Source organism: Janthinobacterium lividum, assembly GCF_034424625.1.
In the GTDB taxonomy this organism is placed as follows: domain Bacteria; phylum Pseudomonadota; class Gammaproteobacteria; order Burkholderiales; family Burkholderiaceae_D; genus Janthinobacterium; species Janthinobacterium lividum.
The window spans coordinates 22,300-45,823 of the sequence record NZ_CP139977.1; the positions used below are offsets into that span (position 1 = coordinate 22,300).

12 protein-coding genes and 4 pseudogenes are annotated in these 23,524 nt (G+C 52.8%); 7 read left to right on the top strand and 9 right to left on the bottom strand.

The genetic code is table 11. The features are described from left to right. Window positions 1–4 precede the first annotated feature (4 nt). From U0004_RS28595 to U0004_RS28615, 5 genes and pseudogenes are all read left to right on the top strand, one after another. Window positions 5–853: pseudogene (locus U0004_RS28595) on the top strand (NAD(P)H-dependent oxidoreductase). Window positions 854–1,238: 385 nt separating this feature from the next. After that, entirely contained in the window at window positions 1,239–1,586 is a 348-nt protein-coding gene (locus U0004_RS28600) for an OB-fold nucleic acid binding domain-containing protein (RefSeq protein ID WP_070258289.1), read from the top strand. A gap of 202 nt (window positions 1,587–1,788) precedes the next feature. Next, a complete protein-coding gene (locus U0004_RS28605) occupies window positions 1,789–2,691 on the top strand; it encodes a DUF4238 domain-containing protein (protein WP_070258287.1) in 903 nt (300 codons plus the stop codon). Between the two features lie 407 nt (window positions 2,692–3,098). Continuing rightward, window positions 3,099–3,869: a hypothetical protein gene (locus tag U0004_RS28610; RefSeq protein WP_070258285.1), complete on the top strand. Its 771-nt coding sequence runs from the start codon at window positions 3,099–3,101 to the stop codon at window positions 3,867–3,869. 3 nt (window positions 3,870–3,872) lie between these two features. Further along, window positions 3,873–4,118: a hypothetical protein gene (locus tag U0004_RS28615; protein ID WP_070258283.1), complete on the top strand. Its 246-nt coding sequence runs from the start codon at window positions 3,873–3,875 to the stop codon at window positions 4,116–4,118. Between the two features lie 710 nt (window positions 4,119–4,828). On the opposite strand, the gene U0004_RS28620 is transcribed toward U0004_RS28615, so the two are convergent. After that, window positions 4,829–5,890, bottom strand: a complete 1,062-nt coding sequence (locus tag U0004_RS28620; RefSeq protein ID WP_139144238.1) for a hypothetical protein — start codon at window positions 5,888–5,890, stop codon at window positions 4,829–4,831. Further along, the gene (locus U0004_RS28625) at window positions 5,883–7,601 is read right to left on the bottom strand and encodes an AAA family ATPase (RefSeq protein ID WP_071653724.1); all 1,719 of its coding nucleotides are present in this window, start codon (window positions 7,599–7,601) and stop codon (window positions 5,883–5,885) included. Before U0004_RS28625 ends, U0004_RS28620 begins: the two co-directional genes overlap by 8 nt. Before the next feature lie 1,512 nt (window positions 7,602–9,113). Here U0004_RS28625 and U0004_RS28635 point away from each other — a divergent pair. After that, window positions 9,114–9,938 carry a phospholipase D-like domain-containing protein gene (locus tag U0004_RS28635; protein ID WP_070258279.1) on the top strand — a complete coding sequence of 275 codons (825 nt, stop codon included), beginning with the start codon at window positions 9,114–9,116 and terminating at the stop codon, window positions 9,936–9,938. An 879-nt stretch (window positions 9,939–10,817) separates the two neighbouring features. On the opposite strand, the gene U0004_RS28640 is transcribed toward U0004_RS28635, so the two are convergent. After that, complete coding sequence (locus tag U0004_RS28640) at window positions 10,818–11,990, bottom strand: hypothetical protein (RefSeq protein WP_139144237.1); 1,173 nt, start codon at window positions 11,988–11,990, stop codon at window positions 10,818–10,820. A gap of 178 nt (window positions 11,991–12,168) precedes the next feature. Between U0004_RS28640 and U0004_RS28645 the strand changes: the two are divergent. Beyond that, window positions 12,169–12,511 (top strand): annotated as a pseudogene (locus tag U0004_RS28645) (helix-turn-helix transcriptional regulator). Between the two features lie 10 nt (window positions 12,512–12,521). On the opposite strand, the gene U0004_RS28650 reads toward U0004_RS28645, so the two are convergent. The 6 genes and pseudogenes from U0004_RS28650 to U0004_RS28675 all read right to left on the bottom strand — a co-directional run bounded on the left by U0004_RS28650 (window position 12,522) and on the right by U0004_RS28675 (window position 23,501). Next, window positions 12,522–19,097, bottom strand: a complete 6,576-nt coding sequence (locus tag U0004_RS28650; protein ID WP_070258275.1) for a hypothetical protein — start codon at window positions 19,095–19,097, stop codon at window positions 12,522–12,524. A gap of 21 nt (window positions 19,098–19,118) precedes the next feature. Then, entirely contained in the window at window positions 19,119–19,643 is a 525-nt protein-coding gene (locus tag U0004_RS28655) for a helix-turn-helix transcriptional regulator (protein ID WP_070258315.1), read from the bottom strand. Between the two features lie 4 nt (window positions 19,644–19,647). Further along, a pseudogene (locus tag U0004_RS28660) lies at window positions 19,648–19,920 on the bottom strand (hypothetical protein). A 62-nt stretch (window positions 19,921–19,982) separates the two neighbouring features. Next, a pseudogene (locus U0004_RS28665) lies at window positions 19,983–20,243 on the bottom strand (tyrosine-type recombinase/integrase); the annotation flags it as partial. Window positions 20,244–21,138: 895 nt separating this feature from the next. Beyond that, window positions 21,139–22,380, bottom strand: a complete 1,242-nt coding sequence (locus U0004_RS28670; protein ID WP_070258269.1) for an RNA-guided endonuclease InsQ/TnpB family protein — start codon at window positions 22,378–22,380, stop codon at window positions 21,139–21,141. A gap of 122 nt (window positions 22,381–22,502) precedes the next feature. Beyond that, entirely contained in the window at window positions 22,503–23,501 is a 999-nt protein-coding gene (locus U0004_RS28675; RefSeq protein WP_070258267.1) for a S49 family peptidase, read from the bottom strand. Between the last annotated feature and the right edge of the window lie 23 nt (window positions 23,502–23,524).

Consider the following 23,524-nt stretch of genomic DNA (forward strand, 5'->3'; position numbering starts at 1 on the left):
CGCCATGCAGTCAACGAATAGAAAAATTCTTATCGTCCATGCTCATCCCGAACAGACATCCGTAACGTGTCAACTTGCCGAGATATCTGCCGAGGTACTGAAGGCTCAAGGCCACAAGGTAATGCAATCGGACCTATACGCCATGGGATGGAAGGCAGTGTTTGACGGCCAGGACTTTCCCAAACGAGTTAACCAGAAGCGCCTGTCTTTCATTGACGAATCTGGATAGGCCTTTTCCAACGGTTGCCAGACTCCCGACGTCGAAGAAGAGCAGCGAAAGATCCTGGCGGCGGATGCGGTGATTCTGCTGTTCCCACTATGGTGGTTCAGCATGCCCGCAATCATGAAGGGGTGGATAGATCGCGTGTGGGCCTTTGGTTTGGCCTACGGCTACAAAGGGGCTGGCAATGCCTATCGTTACGGTGAGGGTGGCTTTGCCGGAAAGCGCGCACTGCTGGCGGTGTCAGTTGGTGGGCCGGCGGACGACTATTCTTCCCGTGGCATCAATGGGCCATTGGAGCAGCTGCTCTTTCCAATCACGCACGGCACTTTGTTCTTTCCCGGCATGCAGGTGCTACCCACATTCGCGGTATATGGGACTGCTCGAATCGATGGCAACGGCATTGCTGAAGCAACTATGGCCTGGCGCATCCGAGTGAAGCGACTGTTCGAGGACGTACCGATTGCTTTCCGTCAACAGAGCAGTGGCGACTATCCAGACCACCACGTGTTGGCTGACCACATCGCACCAACTCAGACTGGTTTGGCGGCTCACATCGCCGAGTCCTCGCGACCCGCCGCGTCCGAGGAATTCAGCGCCCCTGTCCCAACCGCCTTTGAAGGACTAAAGTAAAGACGAGTGCCATCCTCACGCATAGTACGGACGCCTCTGGCGACGCACTGGACAACCTTCCCGCGCCAAATGCCAATGACTGCTGACACAAATGGTGTTCAGCAATCAAGCAACGGTCCGGCGACCGGTTAAACTAAGCCACCTGCCGTGTGGTTTGCCGGCACAGGGGTAGTTGCCTGATTCAACGACGAGATTGGGTCTAGCCTGTCTATCTCCCCTGCCCTGCAGAGACTCCCACCGCGCACTAGCACAAGCAGGCCTTCCCTAGCCGCAACTGCCGGCGAAGTATGGTTTATCCGATCAAGGCAGCAGCAGTGCGCCTGCTTTTGCGCGCGATAGCGGCACAGTTGGCTACGATAAGCTAGCCCGTCACCCACTCGCTCTCTTGCTCGAGCGCATCAACAAGATGCGCTTTGTGCCGTCGGACATCCTGGACACCTTCAGCGATGCCCAGCTGGCCAGGGGCTACGACATCGTCACGGTAAGGCAGCGGCCGGAAACGGCCAAGGGGGGGATCTTCCTCACCCTGGAAGATGAATTTGGCACCATCAACATCATTGTCTGGCCCACGCTGGTGGAAAAGCAGCGGGCCGAACTGATGAATGCCTCACTCTTGGGGGTGTACGGCATCTCGCAATCGAAGAGTGGCGTGCGCAACCTGATTGCCAAGCGGCTGGTCGATTGCTCACATCTGCTTGGACAGCTGGATACGAAGAGCCGGAATTTTCACTAACGAGTGCACCTTCGCAATTAATTATGGCAACAAAGTGCCTACAGCAATCGTGGCGATTCAAACCCCTCCAAAACATCAAAGATGCTTTGACCTGAAAGTTGCTATGAAGTTTTAAAACTATCACTAACACGCGCACGCTAAGCATATTAAAATGATGATCAGTGAGCCGAACTCTCCGACTTCAATTTAGGAATTTTACGAAATGTTTCCACACAATGGCTCAATTAATCATCACTACATTCCGCAGTTTTACCTAAAGGGCTTTTGTCGTGATGACGGTACGTTCGACGTTTACGACAAGAGAATTGGAAAATTCAAGAAGTCGCCACAGACCCCAGCGATTGTTTTCTTTGAACCTAAGCGAAACAATATCAAGTATCGTGGACAAACAACGGACATTATCGAACAACAATTTTCACGCATAGAGGCTTCCCTATCAGAGTTATTTAAGTTGATTCGGAACGGGGCGTCAATGAAAACTCTGCTAAATCCAGATGGCGTTCGCTTACTGAAGTTTCACATGGCTCTCCAGTTTTGGCGGCTGCCTCGGCTAGATCAATTTGCGAATGAATTCCTGAAATCGCGCACGATCGAGCAGGTCGCGCACATGTGTACGATTACTGTTCCACCATTATCTCCCAGTGAGATGTACAAGCTTCTACAAAGTGACGAGGGGTACCGAAAATTTGCAAAGGCATTTTTGCTTCCAATGACTACATTTGATTTAAATCGACCGATTCCAGACCATATGGAGTGGAAAATCCTTGAGGCAGCGCCTGAAAGTGGATGGTCAAATCATCTTTGCACGGATGCTCCTTTTATTTTTTCTCAGCCAAATGACATCCTGACATTTTCAGCCCCATTTATCTTCCCGTTAACGAACTCGAAACTGCTTATCGGAGGGTATCGCTCGCGAGATTTCAGTTCCCTTGAGCCCATCATTTCGACGAAAATTTCGATACTCGCCTTCTTGCAGGCTAATCGATACATAGTTGGGTCGAATAAGGCATATTTGACCGAAGTAATCGGTTTAGCCGCGAACTATAAAGACTTGCCCGGGATTCTGCGCCTTCAAGGGGAAGTCCTAAGCGTGCTCGCAGAATGAACTTGAGATTCTCGTCATGCTGTTCGCCAACACCTTGGTCGGTCACATTGCAACAAAGCGTCTAGCCTTGTCCCCCTTAATCACCGACGGCGAAGAACTGCATATCTAAATGGGTCAGCAGCAGAGCGCCTGTTTCTGTGTGCTATGACGGCATAGTTGGCTACGATAAACTAGCCCGTCATCTGCTTCGTGCGCTCGGCCAGATCGGGGGGCTTTGCGCGCTGGAGGTGGACTTGCGATCACGGCCGGCGGACGGTATTACGCTAAAACAGAAGCTTGCCACGGCCGCTTAACCTCTACCTTTAGCGCGCTCTAAGACTGGGGGATTACCGGTAGAGCCGCCCCCTGGCTTAATCGGGATTCCAATATATTGACTGGACGCCTGCCGATCTCAGTACAATGCCTCGATGAATGCGAACGATCCCTTCGACCGCGACAACTTGACCCCTGCAGAAACCCTTCTTGCCGGGCAGAAGATTGCCCGCGACTATTTTCAGGGCGAGCTGTATCAACGCGATGGCGTTTCCCGCCTCGAGGGAATCACTATCGATCAACTCGACGGCGCCAGGTTGGACCTCGACGAATCTGAGACCGGCAGGCTGTTCATGATCCCGGATGGCTCCATTGTATGGGCGCTCGAAGTAAGGGAGCACGGCGAGGCGCCTGCCGGCTTGGAGGTCGTGTCGAACAACCTCTTCATGGCCGAAGACGAGAAAACCAGTGTCATCGCCTACAGGGATGACGAGGGTGCATCCCTGCGCGTCGACGCGCTCTATATCCGCCGACTGATACTCGCCGTCGACGCGCCTGAACGCATGGCCACGGTTGCATTCGGCCTGATGGCTATCTCGGCTTACCGGCTAGGCTTTGGCCACATTTCGCTTTTCGCAGCTGGAAACGGACCGATCGATCCAGACGACCCGGACGGTTTCGTTGGATTCGCTGTGTGGCCGAAATTCGGGTTTGACGCGCCACTCGAACCTGCCGAACTAAACATGGCACCATCCGAGCCCCTGCGTGCTTGCCGGACTGTCCAGGAGGTTATTGCTGTGGACCAAGACTGGTGGAATGTACACGGCCGGGGCCGGGATATGCGCTTTGACTTGAGCGCCAACAGTCGAAGTTGGACGATTCTGCTAAACTACCTGTATCAATCACTCCCCCCTGCCGGAGATTGAACCATGACCGCTTTGAAGAAAACGCCTCCCACCCAAAACAGTGCCTACAAATTGGCAGCGGCTGCTCGCCGCGCCAAGGTCGCTTCCATGCGTACTCCGATCATCGGTGAAGTCAAGCCATCCCAGGGCCGGATCCGGGTCACGCTGGGTGGCAAAGCCATCAGCCGGGCCGCCCGTTCGGGCGTGTTCGGACCGTCTTCGATCGAAATTCCAGAATTTTCCAGCGTCCGGAAGCCCAAGCCAGCATGATGAAGTGGCCAGTGGTCGCTTTTTTTTCGCGCGCGACACCCCTCCGGCAGTGCACAACCGTCATGCTCCAAGACGGCTAAGAATCCAAGGAAGCCAAATAGCGACGCTCGCTGCCGCGCAGACAACTCCTCCAAGGAGGAGCATCGTCTTCCCGAATAAGCTCAACAGATAGCCGATCCAGTACTTCTGTATACCAGCCAGGTAGGTCACTTCGTCCCTGGCGCTCCAGTTTTTTTCGCTGTCATATTTTTAATATCCTCCGCTTGCGCCGTTTCGCCGGCTCACGTCCATTCTGGCGTCACAACACGATCCATGTGCAGTAGCATCGCTCGGACTTTAGTGTGCCAAAAGCCCGTTGGCGTGGTTGCACCGGGTTTCGTGCTCGCGATGTATGAATCGCCACCAGCAGCTTAGACTCTCCTGATCCATGGTTCTAGAAAGATGAAAAAAGATGGATCGTGTTAAGGCCTGGGTGTCCTGTTAGGCACCTGGTACGCATTCTCGTAGTTGCCTCATCTAACGACGAGATCGACTCTGGCCTGTCTATCGCCCCTGTCCTGCATAGACTCCCCCGCGCTCAAGATGGTTATATAAAATTGCAATAGTGGAAAAATTATTCAGAAAATTTAGAAATAAGATGAAAAGTCTGAATTGGAATTGAAAATTGGTACAAGATTTAGCTACACATGGAATTATTGACTAATTTACAACTAAAAGAGATGATTATTAAATACTTTATCTGCCATATCAAGGAATTTTAATATATCGCGCTTAGCTTTCCCGTGATACTCAGCAAGGATTTTCCTTGAGTCTAATGGAACATCTTTTAAGATCATTCGAACGCCCCAGCTCAATTCACGCGAATCATGTCTTTTTAGCCCACGGTACTCCCGTTCCAGTTCTAATAACTTATGGTCTGCAATATATCTTCCTGGCAATCCAAAATCCACAACCGCATTCATTTTCCCTGCAGCAGATTTTTCTTTTATTTCTACAATTCTCTTTCCAGAAATGTCAGTTGACAATTCAAATTGAAAGTATGAATCAAAGGAATCGCTATACGGATTAATGTGAGTGGCGAGATCAAACTGCTTTGCCCCTTTGTATCGAGAGTTACATATTCCACAGCAAGGAATCAGGTTAAATATTGAAGTGGAAAAATAGGGATGAGTCACTTTCGAAAAAAAATGATCCAAGTCTAACAATGCCCTTTTGCTTACTTTTTGAGCACCTGGATCTACCGGCACAACCTTAATTGGAAGCTCTCCACAATATGGACAATAGGTCGTAGGCTGCGTAATTTTATCTAATAGGTCGATGCAAAATTTTGAGCTTCGGTATTTCGTATAGTTAAATATTTCCTCAGAAATCAATGCGCCAAATTTATTTTTCTTTCTACCCTTCACTCCATTGGTGCAAAATAAATTGGCCGGAGAATTTTTAATTATCTCTAATCGCATCAAATTTAACTCATCAGGGGCGGAAACGATAATCAGCTTTAAATTTTTTTCATTATCACTCAAAAGAAAATCAAAGAATGCACATTGTTCCCCTGCAATCTTCGCACTCTTTCTCGCATATTTCCCCAGATATTCTTGATCTAAGTTCTTGGATTTTTCTCGATATTTCCTCACAACCGAAATTAGTGACTTTTCCGAATAAATCCCAGCGGTTTGTGGGTTTAAAGAATTCCAATAATTGTCGGCCTGAGTTTCGAGGTATTTCTGGGGATTAACCGTGGTATTGCTCAAATGTTCAAGAATTTTAATCACGATTAAATATTTCCTTAAGGCTATTAACATTCTTATTATTGTAAATTTCTTCGAATTTAAATTTAAATATTTTATCCCCAAGTATATTTAGAAAATCTTCGATGTATTCTTTTTCAATAGCTGTGTAGCTTTTATTGTCCAAGAGTTTCATGAAATCCCGAATTTTCAGAGATGAAAATAAACCACTGGTCATGCCTTCTAAGAATAAAGGACCTGCATATAAATCGTACAAGTTAGCACCAAAAGTCTCCAGCGAGTGGTTGAAATTTTGTGCATCAGATTCGCGATCACCCAGTATCGCGATATTTTGCCTTGGTAGATCAGATATGAGTAAAGGTGAATGGGATGTTAAAATTAATTGAATCTTTCGATTAGTAGCTATTGACAATATTGTGAGTAGGCGATATAAAAAATCAACCTGCCATTTCGGATGCAGATATAGATCTCCCTCATCAATTAAAAGGATTACGTTATCCTCAGCAACCTTATCCAAAGCGGAAGTAAGAGTTGAAAATAGATTGAGATATGCTTTTTGGCCTGAACTCAATCCAAGCCAATCTAAGTTGATAAATCTTATGAAGCTCATATTTGCAGCATAGCTTTGCAGAAAATTCCTGCTATACCCACTATATCTTATGATAAAACTTTGTTGCGACCTTTCTCGAATTGCATCGCTTGAATATTCCATGTCTAAGTCCGAACACATTGCTGGAAGATTCTCAATGAAATCAAATTGTTGCTTAAGCAGGATCCCGTCGGCAAGGCGTGGGTGTGAAAATATATCAAATTTCTCACTCTTAAAAATCCCAAACTTCATACATCTTTTTTTTAATTCACGTATTAATTCTGCCAGAACTTCCTCAGTCGAAGTAAATCTGTCCATGACGTAACCGACATCAAAGTCAAGATCAACTAAGTGATTCTCACCACGATCTGAAAATCTCACACTACCTAAGTAAGCATTTAAAAATCCAACATAGTATAAGTATTGGGACAACAGCGCAAATCTGGTCCTAGGTTGCAAATCTTTAGTTCGGCGACGGATAAATTTATGTAGTTCCGATAGATTTTTTGATGACAGAAGGTTTTGACGTATACCTGTAAATGTGTTGAATACGTTTACAGTGATATGAGCTGCGATCGGCTCTTCTATTTCCAATTCACTGAAATAAGGAGATTCAAGAAACGAAATTTGTTTTGAAAAATCCAAATCCCATCGAAGTGCTGAGCGAAGATTTTTTGAATTTTCAGAAAGATCGAAGACTTCTTTACTGAAATTATTACGCCTCTGATCATTGACATTGGAAAAAAATACGACGTCTAATGAGGATATATTGCCTCGGTGTTCTTCAAAATCTACGCACCTCGAAGTTGGAGGTGTCGGCGATGTAAAGTTGTAGTATCCGATATATCTTTTCTTGCCACTCTGCTTTGTTATGACAAAAAAATCCTGCAATATCGATGTTTTTGATCCTTTTAATGAATTGCAAATCAATTCCAATGCATTACTTTTTCCAGAGCCATTTTTTCCAATTAGGGCTACGACATCAGTTACGTTGTAGGGAAAAAAATTTGCTGGTATTTTTTTTGTCCCTATTCGTTGAACAGAATTCTTTTCTTTGCTGTACTTAAACTGAACCGTGGATGAAAGATTCAATTCAAAATCTTTCAAATTTTTGTATTCTTTAACCCAAATGTATATTATTTCCATGAATTTCTTTCGTTGCTATTAAATTTTTATAAATATAAATTTCAGAGGTGTCGCAATTATAATATGTATGCATTGCCAACAGTCATTATTCCTGAATCGCGTCTAGTTTTTTCATGTTCTTGAAGCGAAGTCAACGACAGTTCCGCCTAGTGACGCAGACTGGACTCAGGTATATGATCCTGTTTCATGGGCGTGCTTTCCTGATTTTAGGTTCTACTTAGAGGGTGTAGACGAAATCAACGCTTAAAAGCGAGTCTGTTGAGTAGCATACGTGCTTCAGCCAACCACACCCAGGCTACCGAAACAGTGAATTTGCGGTCGTGATGCGTCACTCTGCGGCACCAGCGTTCCATCCACGCGTGTGTCCGTTCGGCGGCCCAACGCATGGGCAGGACCCTAAACCCGGCATGCGCAGCTGCAGCATCTTCAGGGGGTGTCTTGGGATCGTGCAGCGTTCGCTCGTCCCATTGGCCGGATGACTGAATCGCCATCAGTAGCTTAGGCTCCCCTGATCCATGGTTCTTGAAAGATGAAAACCGATGGATCATGTTGGACATGGGCGTCCTGCAAAGCACCAGGTGTGCGATCTCGTAGCGGCCTGATCCAACGACGAGATCGGGTCTGGCCTGTCTATCTCCCCTGCCCTGCAGAGACTCATGCCGCGCTCAAGCAAGAGCTGCCTGAGCTTCGGCGGGTTCCCGCATTAACGTTCCCGCTGCAAAACGCCTTGTGACGGTAATCTCGGGTTCCGCGGTGCGCGGAGCAGTCGATTCGAGCTATCTCTCGCATCATTTCCGCTCTGCAACGATGCATTTAAGTTAAAGTGTTCCGTTGATAGATTGAGTCCGCAGCCAATAGCAGCCGATCGCCACTTCATTTTCTGATGCGGTTGTTCTTGTTATTGGAAAGCTGGCTGGCTTCCTGAGCAGACGGTAGATTATAGGTACGAGAGTATTATTCGCGCCCAGTAGCGCTGCCTGAAATATACTGATCTCAGCAGGTTGTACCCAGCCTCGCGAACTTCATCATTTCGGGGAGCTAGACCACATGTGCCAAAGACTTGTATGTATAGTGTTGATCATAGCCACCCTTGCAGTGGGCTGCAGTGAGAAACCAGCCGCAAGCCTGTCATGCTCAATGATTTTCAACGGTAACCATCCGATGGACGCGCATATCACTATTTCGGCGAATGGGCAGACAGCGACCTTGGTCTGGGTTACCAAGACTCAAGACCTATCCACATGGATTATTCGTGGTCAACTTGATGGTAGGTTCTTCAAAGGAACCGTAGACGGAGATCTTGGGACGCATATATCCATTGATCGTACAACTGGGGAACTTGAGATGGCCGACAGCAAAGAACCCATTCGTCGCTATGTCGGAAAATGTGAAAGCTCAAATAAGGATTTCTGAGTTTGTATTAGTGAATCACCGAACCATTCATCCAACCTGAACGCGATAGCGCGCGCCGGTTAGCACGATAACGTTTGGCGTCAATTGGGAGTCACTGCCATGTCGAACCTGAGTCTGTTAAGCCAAGACATTTGGGCGACTCTAGCGTCTGAGTCGGCTAAGTCCACTGGCATGACTGCTGCGGTCGCCTACGTCACGAATGTTGACGAGCTCCAGTTCCGGGCCAACGATACCCTCGTGCTCGATGCATCTCCCGCTTCAATCCAAGCCGGCAAGACCAGCGCACTCGTTGTCGAGCGGCTTTTCGACAAAGGCGTATTGCTTTATTCCTGTCCGAATCTTCATGCCAAGATATACGCATTTGGAAGTTCGGTCGTCGTCGGTTCACCGAATCTTTCTTCGAGTTCCAGAAGCACACTTATTGAATGCGCCATCCTCTCACGCTCCCCCCTGCTCGTCGTGGAAGCCAGAAACTGGATTGAGCAGCTTGCCTCGCGCTCAATACAAATTGATCGGGACTACGTGAATCAGATAAAGTCAATCGCTGTCGAACCAGTAGTACCTCCGCAGGAAAAACCGGGCCTCACAGGTCTTTGGTACCTGAAGACCGCCCCGAATGCTCTCTCGAACAACATGCGAGCCTATTTCTTAGCATTGATCATCGCTCAGCTCGGTACAGTTCAAGCGCAACGCGCGTTTCGGCTCTGGCCCGGAGCGGATTTCAGGCAACACAAGAAGGAAGGGCGATTGCAACAAGTCGGTGACCGTTACGTACTAACACCGCGGGGCGTCGACTATTTCTCCCTGCCGAAGCAGCGAGCAAAGGACGACCTGCTACAGCTATTCGTTGTGGCCGTGCGCACTGGCAACGGCGCAGACCTACCAGTAGACGAAACGCGAATGCTCCGCTTGTCCGAGGTGTAAACGTTAAGCACAACACTTCATGTCAAACGTAGAAGTCTACTTGTCGATCTTCCCCGACGTCGATTTCGGGGCGCAAGCGGATGGAGCCGATTAGCGCTCTGAGGCGCTGCCAGTAGCTTACTTTCATGATCCTTGATCCATGGTTCTTGAAAGAAGAAGAGCCGATGATCGTGTTGAGGCCTGGGCGTCCTGAGAAGCATCTGGTGTGCGATCGCGTAGCAGCCTAATCCACCGACGAGATCGGGGCTGGCCTGTCTATCTCCCCTGCCCTGCAAAAACTCCTACCGCGCGCTAGCAAAAGCGGACCGTCCCTGCCTATAACTGTCGGCGAAGGATCGTTTATCCGATCGAGGCAGCAGCAGTGCGCCTGCTTTTGCGCGCGATAGCGGCACAGTTGGCTACGATAAACTAGCCCGTCTTCTGCTTCGTGCGCTCGGCCACGCGCTGGCGGTGGACTGGTCATCATGAGCATCCCAGCCCGCTCAATTGCGAAAAGCGGTAATTTGAGCGTCTAGCGAACTCGTGGCAATTCACTCTACTATCCTATTGCGGACCAAGCTCTAACCGTAACAGTACCCCGCATCTGACGATGCCTATTCGAGATGCGCCACGTTCGCCGCCATGGCGAATCCCAGTCACGGCTGGTCCTGATCGTGAAGGTTCTAGGCCGACGCAAGATGCCGAGCGACCTCACAAAGCTTGCCAAAGCCAAACAGCCGTAAGATGGCTAAGCGGCGACCGTGATGACGGGGGCATATGCCCGGCGCGCAGGTTGAACCACGATCTCGCCATGTTGGTCGAGCGACACATAAATGTGTGAGCCCATGTCAGGCATTGAGGCGTCCAATCCCCCCTTACTTTATTCACTTGGGAAAGTAATTAGGAGCTAGCAACCAGATCGGAGATAACTTTCCAACCAGTTTTGCAGTCGTCATGAGTAGCGTGTTGGCCTTTCGATATCCGCTGCGCCAATTTACGATGAAAAGCTTCCGCAAATACTCCCCAAGGGTAAAAGCCGAGCATTTTTACTTTGTGAGCGCGAATATCCTCTTCAAGTGATTCCCAGTCACAATATGTTTCATTGGATGGTTTGCACCACTGATTCATGAATATGCGTGCGTGCTTATCAATCAACGAAAGAGATCGGGTGTGCCCTCCCGGATCATAGTATTTAACAATATGATGCAGTCGTTTAGCAAACGCATTAACGGGCGAAAACGGAGGATCTTGCTCTGCTAGGTGTCCGAGGTCCAGCAGCGGTGCCGCATTTACAAGCGTGAAACAATAGGGGACATGCTCATTGTCGGTCTGCCATAGAAAGGCGAAGCCGTGACTCCGTAGGGCTGTTCCTTTTCGCGCCATTGCCATCCCCGCCAAACGCATTCGAGGCACATATCTTGACAACGATTCGTCTTGCGGACCTAAACACTCCAGCCCGATCAAGTGCCCCCCAAGAGCATCCATCGGAATTTTGGCGGCTTGTTCGGTATCGGTAAAGAATCGAATATCTTTTATTCGGAGTCGCTTTTCCCCGTTCTCTATCCATGGTTCCATACAAATGACAGAACGCCCCAGCCAGACAACTTCGTTGAAGATGAAGTGCCTTAATAGTGGTGGCCAAGCGCTTGACACTATGACATTTACTATGTCGCTGTCGGCAAGTAGCGGCATATATTTTCGAATCGCAGCTGCATAGGCACCAATTTCGGTACCAGCTTCCCGAGTGGCTTGAACGCGATTCTTCAACTCAACGATGATTATTGATTCCTTCTCTTGGTCGTACAAGATGAAATCAGGCCTAAGGGCTTCCATCTTTTTCAGCGATATGTTCCTGTCCGCCGTCAATATTTTCACATAGGTCAACGCTCCCCATGCCAATTCATAGCTTTCGACGAATTTTTCCTCCGCGTAGCCTTTGGGCCTGAAATTTTCTAGGTAGAGAGAATTACTAACTAAGGCTTCAAATGCCATATTGTCATGCTCTAGTACACCCTCAATCCATTGCTGCATTGCAGCTTCATTGTCGAATAATTTTTTATCAGTCTTCTTCATTAGGAGTCACGGATATCCAGATATTGGCAGTAGTGTAAGTTATTCATACGTTCGGCGGCCGAGAGGCTTCGCTGCTCTACGCTCCAGCAAGTTGCCTCGATAGGTACTGAACCTCATCATGCCTCAATGCAACATCCTGATGGAGCCCAAGATGAAGCAATTACCGCCAGCATCCAGTATGACCAACATTAACGCCGATCAGCCCCCTCAAGCCCGGGACGAATGCGTACGAGGCGCTACTGCAATGTCCAAAGCGCAGCGTCCTTCCCTTCCGTCGGACCATCCGCCGCCAAGAACTGCGACAGATCCTCCCCCTGGCGGAAACAACGATCTACGAAATGGAGCGTCGCGGCGAGTTCCCGCGTCGCTTCAACTTGACGCCGCGCCGCGTCGTGTGGGATTTTGCCTAAGTGGAGGCGTGGATCGAGGTCCGCAAACAATCCCGACGCGCCGGCATTTCAAAACCGGATGTAAGCCTACGAAAAACTCGCCCTGGCCGGCCGGGCACGATTGAGGAGTGAGCCCATGCCGTTATTCGGGCCATAGACGTTCGATATCTAATCGATACTGCTCCTCGCTTAACGGTGGATCGTTGCGCCGAGATAGCCTTTCATCAGGCAGGCCAGCGATCGCACGGAACCGCGGATACAAATCGCGCCGCCGGTCAGCCTCGATCTTTGCAAGGGTTTCTTTAACTTGTCGAGAAAGGCCTCGCGGCGACCAAATTTGGCCTCGCTCATCAATGACGACCACCAGCGAACGATTAGTAAAGCTGCTGGTGTCACCGGCACGCCCGCTCGACTTACCTCTATGGTATTTTTGGAGCGTGAGTACGATGACAAGGCTACGCTCGGATACCTTGAGCAGGGAAAGCAATTCGCCACGACCGATGAACAAGCGGTATCCAGTCTCGCTCCAGGCATAGTCCCCCCGCCCACCCTCGGCACCCCAGGCTTCGGCACGATACGCTGTTCTCCCGTCAATTGACCAGCGGCGGCCCACCTGATCGTCCGCACTTGTACCCAACAGGTCTCTCGTCCACTGTGACGGAAAAGGCCTGTCGAGTGCCGTGGCGGCACCATAAGGATCATGCCGATCAAGTTGGCGCTCGGCGTTTGGCGTCGTCTCCACCCATGGCTGAACCGTGTGGCCGCCGCCGAAGTGACGGACAATCTCATCTTCATCGTCAGGCAACCATTTGAAGAATGCTTCAGATGACAGCACCGTCATGGACACCGCTCGCGCATCACTCGCATTCGCCACTACGCTTCGAAGCGTGACTGTTGTGTCCCTCCCGATCGACCAACGTCCCGCAATCTGAAGCCAGTCGGCTGCCACCTTACCGTCCTGCAAACCGAGCAACGGTGTTAGCAGATTGCTGTCCTCGCGGACGGTGCTTCTCTCTCCACTCTCCGGCATAGGCATGTCCAGCTCCTTGGTAAGGTCGAGCGGAAAGGGATCGGTGAGATCGGCAAGCCAGAGGCCATCGTTTCTTGATAGTGTGTATTCCCTCAGGAACGTGGCCCAAGCATCGCCGTTCCAGTCATCGCCTGCAATTGCCCGTGTCGCCAGCAACTCGCCGGCAACAAGCATAAGTGCATGCCATCCGAGATATCCCCCATACCTATCTCGGTCTGGAACATACCCCGAAGACCAGGATTCGTCATTGCTTCTACTGCGTGGGCAAACGTACATTCCTCGCACGGTTGCGTCCCAACGCCGCACCCACGCACTGATGCGGTCTTCCACCTCCCAGCCTGGACAAGCGAAGATGTGGCACAAACGCTCGACCTGATATTTGTTGAAGTCGTAGTCGAGGTGAAAGCCATCTTCTGGTCGCGGCGAGGAGCCGGGCCTGGTTGCATACCGGAACTCACGATAATCGGTTCCAGGCGCTGATGGGAAGGGCGACCGGTTTGCGGAGCCAAGCTTAGCAAGCATAGCTTCGCGCTCTTCGGGTCTGAGTGCAGGCGCAAGCGCGCGAAGTATGTCTATCGCGAACGCACGCATGACAACGTGCGGGAACTTCGTAGAACAGACGATCTGTTCAAAAAATGCGCGATGGGGTATAAATACGGTAGCGGCGTCCTTCGCTATGCGGGCGAGCGCCATCAACAGCCAGAGCTGCGCATGCATTACGTAGAAAGGCAGCTTCGCATCGCCGAAAGGCAAATTCGAAGTTGCCCCGAAGCGGTCAATCAGCCTATCAATCACATCTGATCGGCCAGCCGTCATCAAGCGCCGAACAGCATGGGCGGCACGCCAACGCATTGCTGCGACCGGGTGGCCCAGCCTCGCCCACACGAATCCCGCTACAAATGTTGCCTCATCGGGCGGCACTGTAAAACGCACGTTCCACGGTCCGTCACCAACTTCGGACGGCAACTTTTCATCTGTGTTTGCCAGAAACCGTTCGAGGCCTTCCGCGAGAGCACTGGCACTGACGTCAGGTGCCAGTCTTGCGGCGAGCGCGAGCCAAGCATTACCACCAAGACTGTCCGAGGTACTCCTAAGCGCGGCAACTACATGCTCGACAAGGGTGGCCCGTTTGGAATGAAAACTCAGCTCCAGCCCCCGCCAGCCGCCCCACGCGTCGTTGCTTGAACTGGCAAGTTCGGAGGCATGCTTGGTGGCCAGGCGCAGCCCCAAGTCAGGCAAAGCATCACGCATAGCCGCTGACGACCTCCCCCACTCCTCTAGGTAGCCGTCCAATGCGTGGATTTTGTCAACAAGCGTGGCGGCCGTTGTTTCAACGACTGCGCGGACGAACCCCAGGCGCTCGGTGGGAGAGTTCGCTTGCTTAGCCAAATCGATTAGTGTTCGAACTGGCCAACGCCGCCCTGACTGGTCAATTTCTTCATTAAGGATCTGACGATCAATGTCATCAGCGTCCGTGAGATCCGCAGGAAAGACGGGCGGCGGCTTCGCCGCAGCTGACGGAGGCATGACTGTTCGCGATTCTGATTGAGGGCCAAGGCGCGCAAGCAAGCCCTCGATTCGTAATAGCGCATGAGAAGTGGCAGGAAGACCCTGCTCACATAGGTCATGTAGCCGCTGGATGGTCTCTCGTGCGGGAGACAGTTGATCCTCACGATCGATCTCGGTCAGAAGGAAATCGAAGAACCATTCCCATCGTTTTTGAGGTAGACGGCGAATGACTTCTGACGCGAAGTCTGATATGTGCCACGTCCACGTTTCGACTGGAGCAGCCAAGCCGAATAGCGCGACGGCGGCTTCCACCGAAAGCTTCGAATCACGAACGAGGATAGTTAACGCGGGACCGAGTGACAGTCCGAGCCTAGCCGCGTCACGATCGTCCAGTCGTGCCAGCGTAGCCAACGTCGCTCGACCAGCAGTCGGTACCATCGTTTTCGCGTATTCAGTCCAAGGAAATTTGCCATCCTCGTTCTGATTCAGCTCAAGGATACGCGCCATGGTGTGCGCCGACGCCGGCTGCAGTTCAGGACCCGAATAGCGGCCGGTCAGCTCCAACAAGTGGTTGGTACGATCAAAATCATCCGATCCAATTGCCTCGGCAAGATCAAGCGCACGACGAAAATAGGCCGCAGCCTCTTCAGTGCTTACTCGCCAGACTGCGCGAGCGAGATCACCGTAGGATGATATTCTAGATCCGACATCGGTATCGAGCTGGATCTTACGCTCGACAAGACCGGCAAGAAGGAGCGCAGCATCATGGCACGGGGAGATGCGCGATAGTCGAGCAATCGAATTGGTCAGCTCCGGCGTGAATAGGCCTGGCGCACTCGCGATCCAGTCGGCCATGCGTTTCGCAAGCGAGGCATTGAACGCACCTAACGCATCGGCAAGATCAAAAATCACTCGGAAACCGTTCCGTGTGAGATACGCCTTCCCATCACGATACGGATAGTTGGACGATTGCTCGACATCACGGATAAGTCGTTCGAACGCTGCAACAACCATCTCATCTCGTGTCTTTCCACTCGGCGGACGAATGATGTCGGCGACATCCTGAGCATAGGTCAGCATCGGAAGAATCCGGTCGCCCAGCGCACGCGAGTAGTCTGAGCGTTTTTCCTCGTCGAGACCACACCGCCGCTTCCGTCGGAGTCGAGTTCCATCGAATTTCGGAGCCGCTAGCTTCTGGTTAAGCACCCGGCTGAAGGTCGCAGCGTCCCGCGATCGAGCACTTGCAGGCACCAACTCGATTAATTCCGCTGGTGCTATGTCAATTAGGACGGGGCGCTTCCGGCTCAAAGCGGCTCGAACACCGGCGGCCAGTACGATCACATGGATCGCACGGTCGCTCGGATAGTGACTGGAATAGTCATAAACGCTTGGCGGTGTAAGTGCAGTTCCAGCGAGGATGCTTGCCGCCTCTTTCTCCATACCGAGCTCTATGGCAAGTGCCGATGCCAGCACACTAGCCATTGCCAAGCCTTCGCTTTTGCCGTTCGCAGAAGGTGCTGCAGCAAGTGCCGCGACAAGTCCTCTGGCGTAGGATAAGTCACGACCAACGAATGAAAGCGCGGCAGAGTAGAGTGCGCGAGATGGCAGGCGACAACGCAACAACCGCATTCCGATGCGGGTTTTGGGTGGATGCGCCGAACGCTGGTGTCGATCCAGAAGATCGAACAAATTCAGAAATTTGCCGAAGGCCACATCGTCGTCTTGACGAGCGAAAAACTCTGCAACGCGCACGTCATTGCCCGCCAGCATCTCGACATAGGCGAAGCCAATATCGTCCCACTGCCTTGAGGCACTCGATTTGCTAAAGCGCTCACTGCGTTTACTATGCGCGGCCCAATTGTGCCAATCGATTGATCGCCGTGCGTGGCGGCGGGCCTCGTCTCGGTCGCCTGCGAAGGCGTTCGCGAGTGCAAGCGCAGCGTGTTTCCCCCCAGGCCAGCCAACATTGGTCGCGGAAAGACGCCGCAAGGCTTCGGGGTCACCCGCTATTGCGGTGAGGTCAGGATGTTCGTAGAGGAAGCGGTCAGATCGCTCATGTCCCGCGGCAACGAGTGACGCTTCCAACAGCAGGCGCAGAAGATCGTCGGGCCGGCTCAGTTCTCCCGCCAAAGCTATCGCGGCGGTGATCCGCGATAGACGGATATCGCGTGCGCTTACCTGTGAAGCACCTCGTGGCACACGCAGATCATAGGCCAGTTCAATGAGCTGATCGGCATCGCACAGGGAGGTGAGCAACGCAGGCAGTGCCCGAGCTGCATAGTTTGAAGTGAGCTGGCGTTCTTGGAGTGTGGCAATTACGCGGTCTCGGTCAACCTGGCTCGCGCCATAGCTCGATCGGATCAGGGTCTCGGTCGGTTCATCTCGAAACATCAGACCGTGGGGCGTTCGCTCAAGCAAAGGGGCGAGGTCGGCAGCGAAACTTTCAACCTGCTCCGCGATCAAGCCGTGTGCGGCCGCCAGCTCTGCAATAGGAACAGGGGGCGCCAGCAAGGCAATGCCTGTGAGCAAGAGATCAATGTCTGCATCGCTTGCACCGCGAGCGCGTGCAGTTTCGCGCGCTTCGGTAAGGCGCTTGCGAATCAGCACGTTTAGCAAATCTTGCGGCTCTGCTGGTGTGTCTGGGAAAGACACGGGATCAAACGGTCGCCCAGTGGTAATCAGGCTGTCCAGACAGCGTGGGTTAAGGCCCGACCGAGTCTGCAAAGCGGCAATCTCATGAGCCGACGCATTCGGCACGCGCCGCTCAACAAGGGAGCGTACTTCGGAGTTAGTGAATAGTGGGATGGTGTAAGGTCGGTGCGAAGCACCACCGGTTGCCAGCGCGAGCCGTTCGGTTCGGCACGATGCGACGATGCGTACGCCGTCGATCGGATCTACGCTGATGCTACGCATGAGAAGGTGTGCGAACGATGATGTCACGGTATCCCGCGCGGCAAGCCCAGCGTGGTCGATCGCGTCCAGCACCAGCGAAACACATGCATCGCTGCGAGTTTGCCTAGCTGTCTCCACCGACTGGGCAAGCCGTCTGCGGAATGCTCTCAGCAAGCTCGTTACATCAACTACCGGCAATAGAATGTCGCACAGGCCTTGCCCGGCCATAAGGTTGGCAAGATGGACAAGCGTTCTTTCCGGGAGATGTCGGCCGTCGGCAGGATCCCGCCAGCGACCAGCGCCGAAACCATCGAAGAGCACCACGGGGCCATCGGCTTGCAATCGGTCGGCTAGGCCTTGCATCAGAACCGTCTTTCCCATCCCGCCCGCAGCATGGACAACGAGAGGAAGGCCCGTTTCTCGAGCGAAGGTTGCAATGTCTCCAAGGACGTCGCGCTGAATGACGATTTCAACTTCGGGAAACGCGTCAGGGGTGGGATACAGCCGATCCTCGTGCTCCACTTCCAACTCAGCTAGGACCGCTACCCGATCAACTCGTTTGTCCGTCTCGCTACCGGGACCGGCCTTGATCCTGATAAGGTTCCGCAACTTGAGCAGGCGTTTCTCCGCATCAGGGTCTCCTGGTTCGCTCCATGCGGCAAGAGTTGTGGAAATCGCACGCTCAGCCTCTGTCAAGCTCCCCTGACTGCCCACCAAGTCCAGGCGTCGCAGCAGGTCAGCAAATGGATGAGGATAGTCTTTCATGGCTTCCGCGATCTGGCCTGTTTGACTAGCAATATCACCGGATTCTTGCGTGCCTGCGATGAACGCAGAAATCGCTTTCCCCAAGTTCTCGTGTATGGGTCTGTTTGTCGCGAATTCATAGCGGACTACGGCAAGAACGTGGTCATCGCCATGGGTCGCCCGCAGCTCAGAATCGGTTACAGCAAACTTGCAGAGAGTTGAAGCCAGGTCAGCAGCTCGAACTGCCTTTGAGGCGCTCGCGATCGAGTACTTGAACTGGACAACCTCGACCCGATGCGCCTGTGCAACATCCGTGGCGCCGTAATACCGAACAAGATCAGCAATCTCGACCGCGCCGATTTCCAAACTCTGCTCGTCCTGCGCGTCGAAACCTTCAAGCGTGATCGCTGTAAGGTTTGTCAGCGGTGGCAGGAGTTCAAGGGCGGTACGCGCCGCCCAAGCTTCATGAAAGGCATGGCCCGCCTTTGATGCTCGAACTTTGTCGATTTTTATCGGCGTTGTGCCAGTATCGTGGTCACTCATGATCGGCTTGTCGTACCTGCGTCATCCTACCAAGGCTTCCAGCGCTTTGAACGCAGAACGTGGCAAGCGCCACCCCTCTTTCGCCACATTGCCCGGCAAGGCCACCCGCGCCACGTCAAAAACGTCTTTGTCCAACACATAGTTGCCCTTGGCCTGCAACCAGGTCAGTACGTCCGCCAAGTGCCAGATCGACGCATTCCCTTCATGCACTGGCGCAGGAAAACTACCCGGGTGAGCCAACATCAATTTGCGCATGTTCTGCCGCGACACCCCTACGATGTCTGCCACGTCGGTCAGCCCTACCAGATCTGGTGTCACTTCGATCAGCCGTGCCGACGGCGTGGCACGGTGTACATCTGCCTGCGCGCTACGCACAGCCTCGTCCGCATCCGTCGCCTCGCGAGCGAACTCTAGCACCAACCGCCCTGGTTGCACGATGCCTACCATAGCATCGTCGCAACCAGCTTCGCCCAAGCGTTCGACCAGCACATCCGAACCGTGAGCATCATCGGCAAGCTGGTATTTCAATGTGAGGGTGTGTTCCATCGTGCTACTCCTTTGCTCCGTCATCGGTCTCATGCTGCTTACGATGCGTGGTGCAATTGTTCGCCACGCGCCGCAAGGCGCGAGCGTGAATATCGGGGTTCTTGGGTGTATTCCATATCGAGGCGATGCAAAACTCTCCACAACGGCACTGTTCGTCGTTTTACGGGCAATAAATACACCCTCAAGCGTGGTCGCCACAACCTCTACACGCCCCCTACTCTGCGCCGTACTTCAGAGCTTCCTCAATCTCTTTCTTCGGATGTAAAGGACGGGCCATCAATGATTTTCAGTATGGGGGGGGATTGGAATGATTGTCAAGAGACAATCATTCCGCCATTTTTAGGCTATTGCGCTCAGTGCCGGAACGACCACGTTTTCCGGCATCAGCTTCGGCACATAAACCTATCCATCGCCCCAAGCATCAATCATGTTGGCCCACTCTTGCAGCATGTGGCTCCGCTGCTCGGCATACTCAGCCTTGTTGTAGACCGACCGGGAGGAACGTCCCTCCTCATGCGTTAAGGACTTCTCGATCCGGTCCCGGTTGAAGCCGATCTCGTTCAACAGCGTCGCCCCAGTGAGGCCCAAATCATGGACTGAATTGCCACGAATTCACTAGACACTCGCAAGTCGTTTGAAATGCGGCTTTTTGTAGGATTTGGAGCAGCTTGTTGTTGAAGCGGTGACGTACGCGCCGTTACTGGCCCTCCTATCCCGTCGTCCAGGCACGCCTGGCTGGTGTGGTACGGTGGCGTGGCCAGCGACATGCCGCCGTTTCATGCAACCTTATAGCCAAGCCGATGGCGAAATTTACTCCATCCCTGAACGAGGATGGCGCGGTTCAGCCCCGACTTTTGCCTGACCTATTTGCCCGGCTACCGGCATCAACCAACTGATGAACCCGGTGTCGCCCACATCGCGACCAGGTGCTGCGTTGCTAGTCGATCTTGCAGCGGCGCGGGCAGATGGTCGATTAGGTCCACGGTGCCGGCGTAGCTGGTATGACTTAGGGAGATAACAGCGGACTATCGTCGCCGGACTAGTCAAAATCTGCCCCGAGATCAACCCAATGCGCGCGCAATGCATCGACGGTACGGGGAATGACGTGCAGCCGCCGTTTCTTCCTACCTTTGCCCGGCACCTTCAGCACATGCCACTGGGCGTGAGCACGTTGCTGCGGGCCGATACGGTTTCCGCGCGACGCACTCCCGAATCTCCCACCAACAGCAGCATCGTGAGGGCGATCCGGCCCCGCCCGCTGTCGGCTTGCAGGACACATCGCTCTAGCGCCGCGATCAAGACTTTCCAAGCCTCGGCCGTCATCGCCATGTCTACCTGGATCGGGGCGGTCTCGATATCGACCTCGGGATCTTTGACCGCCAGCCAGGGATTGCCTCATGGGTAGCTGTGTAGGAAATCTTTCCGAGTATTGGCATTGCGGCTGTGAATCTTTTAGACGCGGGCTTTCGCCTTTTGCCATTGACATCCTCCCCGCCTAAAGGACGGAGATTTCTACTGCGCGGCGCGATGAGTTACGACGCGCTTCGATGGGTTCCTGCTTCTTCGAGCGGCCTGACTGCGCCATCTCTCCGCAGGCTGACAAGCGGTGCCCCCGCTCGAGCACATTAATCGCGCCGACGACATCGGCGTGTTTTTCGTAGCCACAATCGACACACAGGAACGACGCCTGCGTCTGCCGATTGTCTTTCGACACGTGGCCGCAAGCCGGGCATGTCTGGCTGGTGTGATGCGGTGGCACGGCCAGCAACATGCCGCCGTTCCATGCCATCTTGTAGTCTAGCTGCCGTCTGAACTCGCCCCATCCCTGATCGAGAATGGCACGGTTCATCCCCGACTTCTGGCTGACTTTCTTGCCCGGCTGTTCGATGGTGCCTTTAGAGGACCTGGACATATTCCGTACCTGCAAATCCTCAATGCAGACGAGCGCGTGATTTCGGCTGATCGTCGTTGTGTTTTTGTGCAGGAAATCTTTCCGAGCATTGGCGATGTCGCGGTGAATTTTCTGGACGCGCGCTTTCGCCTTCCTCCAATTACTGCTGAATTTGACCTTACGGCCCATGCGGCGCTGGTAGCGCGCCAGGCGCTGCTGGTGTTTCTTGAAGCTGTTGAGCGGCGCGATGAAGCTGCCGTCGCTCAGGGTGGCAAAGCGGGCGATCCCAACGTCAATGCCGATCGCCGTCGCTGCTTTATGCAAGGGTAGTTCGACCTCGCGACGGGTCAGAATCGACGCGAACCACTTGCCGCATGATTTGCTAATGGTGACTTTGCGCAACTCGCCGAGGACCTCGCGGCTGTTGCGGTAGCGCATCCAGCCCAGCTTGGGTAAAAAGATACGGGCGTTACCTTCATCGAGTTTGAACTCCTTCGAGCTCGCGTAGCGGAAGGCATCACCCGTACCCTTGCGTTTGAACTTGGGGAAACCAGCACGTTTCTCAAAGAAGTTTTTAAATGCCGACTCTAGGTCTTTTAAAGCTTGCTGCAAGGAACGGCATGGTGTGTCCGGCAGCCAAGGTGTGGCGGGGTCGTGCCGCCAGCTTGTGAGCACTTTGCACATGCCGGCGAAACCAATGTACCTTCCTCCAGCTTCATAGTTTTCTATTTGCATTGCCAACGCTTTATTGTAGACGAACCGGCAAGAACCGGCGAAGCGGCGCATGGCGCGCTCCTGTTCGCCGGTTGGTCTCAACTCGAACCTGTAGGCTTGATATCTTTCCATGATTCTTCAAGCTTACTCGTGTGAAGGCAGTATCGGCCACAAGAAAGCTAGCCAATTTGCGCCGTATTTTGGCTTGACATGGGTCGCATACCGTACGGAATTGCAGCTCCGCTCTCCCTCATCTACCTGAGCTGAAACCTCTGCCTCGCGATGATGTCGTCGAGCGAAGAAATGAGCGATGTTGAGACCAGGGCACCCATTTGGCCAAATCCACCAGGATGTGGTCCAAAGTTGAATGCAGTCCCCTCCTTTTGAGCATCCACGAAGTCATCCACCGTGCCGATGGCATCGATCAGGCCGATTTCCTTTGCCTCTAACCCGCTCCAGATTTCCCCGCTGGCGTAGTTAACGTCGTGCCTCAGGGCGCGGCCGCGCCGTTCCTCAAGTTCGCGCAAAAATGTCCGCCCTACCCTGTCCACCAAATCCTGCGCCTTGGCTTGCGCGTCTTGGCTAGGCGGTGTGAACGGATTCAAGAACGCCTTCAGGTGACCGGATGCATATACCTGCTGCGAGATTTCCAGGCGGTCCAGCGCACGCGACAGTTGCCATGGCGCGATGATGGCGCCAATCGATCCCACCAGACTATATTTCCCGGCGATGATCTTGTCGGCGTGCAAGGCAATCATGTAGGCAGCCGATGCGCCGACGTTGCTGATCGCCGCCACTACCGGTTTCGGGTGTTTTTTCCTGAAAGAGTGAATCGCGCTTCCGATACGCTCGGCCTCGACGGGAGCGCCGCCGGGACTGTCTATCGCCAGAACTATCTGCGTAACGTTGCTGGACTCAAACGCCCGCTTCAGGGCCGGCACGATCTTGTCTGCGGACGCGAGTGAGGTTGCAGCGATCTCGCCTTCGATGTGCACTATGCCTATGACCGGGCCGAAGGGACCTATTTTAAACTGCAACATTTGCATGAAAAAGTACAGGCCGAACAGGAGTGGCATGAGAACGAGCAACGACTTCAGCGTCAAGGTGAGGCGGCGAGCAAATTTTCGATCCCGTTCAAGCGCCAGGCGTTCTTCCCTGAATCCCGCGCGTTGTTCGCGCATCTCGGCCAACATAAGTAGTGCGAGATTGCCGGCCTGCAGTTCAGCTTGACTCTTATCGTCTTTATTTTCCATGGCGTTTCCTTGGGGGCTAGGCG

What these genes read in the sequence shown, in the direction of transcription:
- U0004_RS28655 (WP_070258315.1), bottom strand. Translation starts at nt 19,643, where the DNA reads ATGGAACACACCCTCACATTGAAATACCAGCTTGCCGATGATGCTCAC.
- U0004_RS28615 (WP_070258283.1), top strand. Translation starts at nt 3,873, where the DNA reads ATGACCGCTTTGAAGAAAACGCCTCCCACCCAAAACAGTGCCTACAAA.
- U0004_RS28650 (WP_070258275.1), bottom strand. Translation starts at nt 19,097, where the DNA reads ATGAGTGACCACGATACTGGCACAACGCCGATAAAAATCGACAAAGTT.
- U0004_RS28625 (WP_071653724.1), bottom strand. Translation starts at nt 7,601, where the DNA reads ATGGAAATAATATACATTTGGGTTAAAGAATACAAAAATTTGAAAGAT.
- U0004_RS28635 (WP_070258279.1), top strand. Translation starts at nt 9,114, where the DNA reads ATGTCGAACCTGAGTCTGTTAAGCCAAGACATTTGGGCGACTCTAGCG.
- U0004_RS28605 (WP_070258287.1), top strand. Translation starts at nt 1,789, where the DNA reads ATGTTTCCACACAATGGCTCAATTAATCATCACTACATTCCGCAGTTT.
- U0004_RS28675 (WP_070258267.1), bottom strand. Translation starts at nt 23,501, where the DNA reads ATGGAAAATAAAGACGATAAGAGTCAAGCTGAACTGCAGGCCGGCAAT.
- U0004_RS28670 (WP_070258269.1), bottom strand. Translation starts at nt 22,380, where the DNA reads ATGGAAAGATATCAAGCCTACAGGTTCGAGTTGAGACCAACCGGCGAA.
- U0004_RS28640 (WP_139144237.1), bottom strand. Translation starts at nt 11,990, where the DNA reads ATGAAGAAGACTGATAAAAAATTATTCGACAATGAAGCTGCAATGCAG.
- U0004_RS28610 (WP_070258285.1), top strand. Translation starts at nt 3,099, where the DNA reads ATGAATGCGAACGATCCCTTCGACCGCGACAACTTGACCCCTGCAGAA.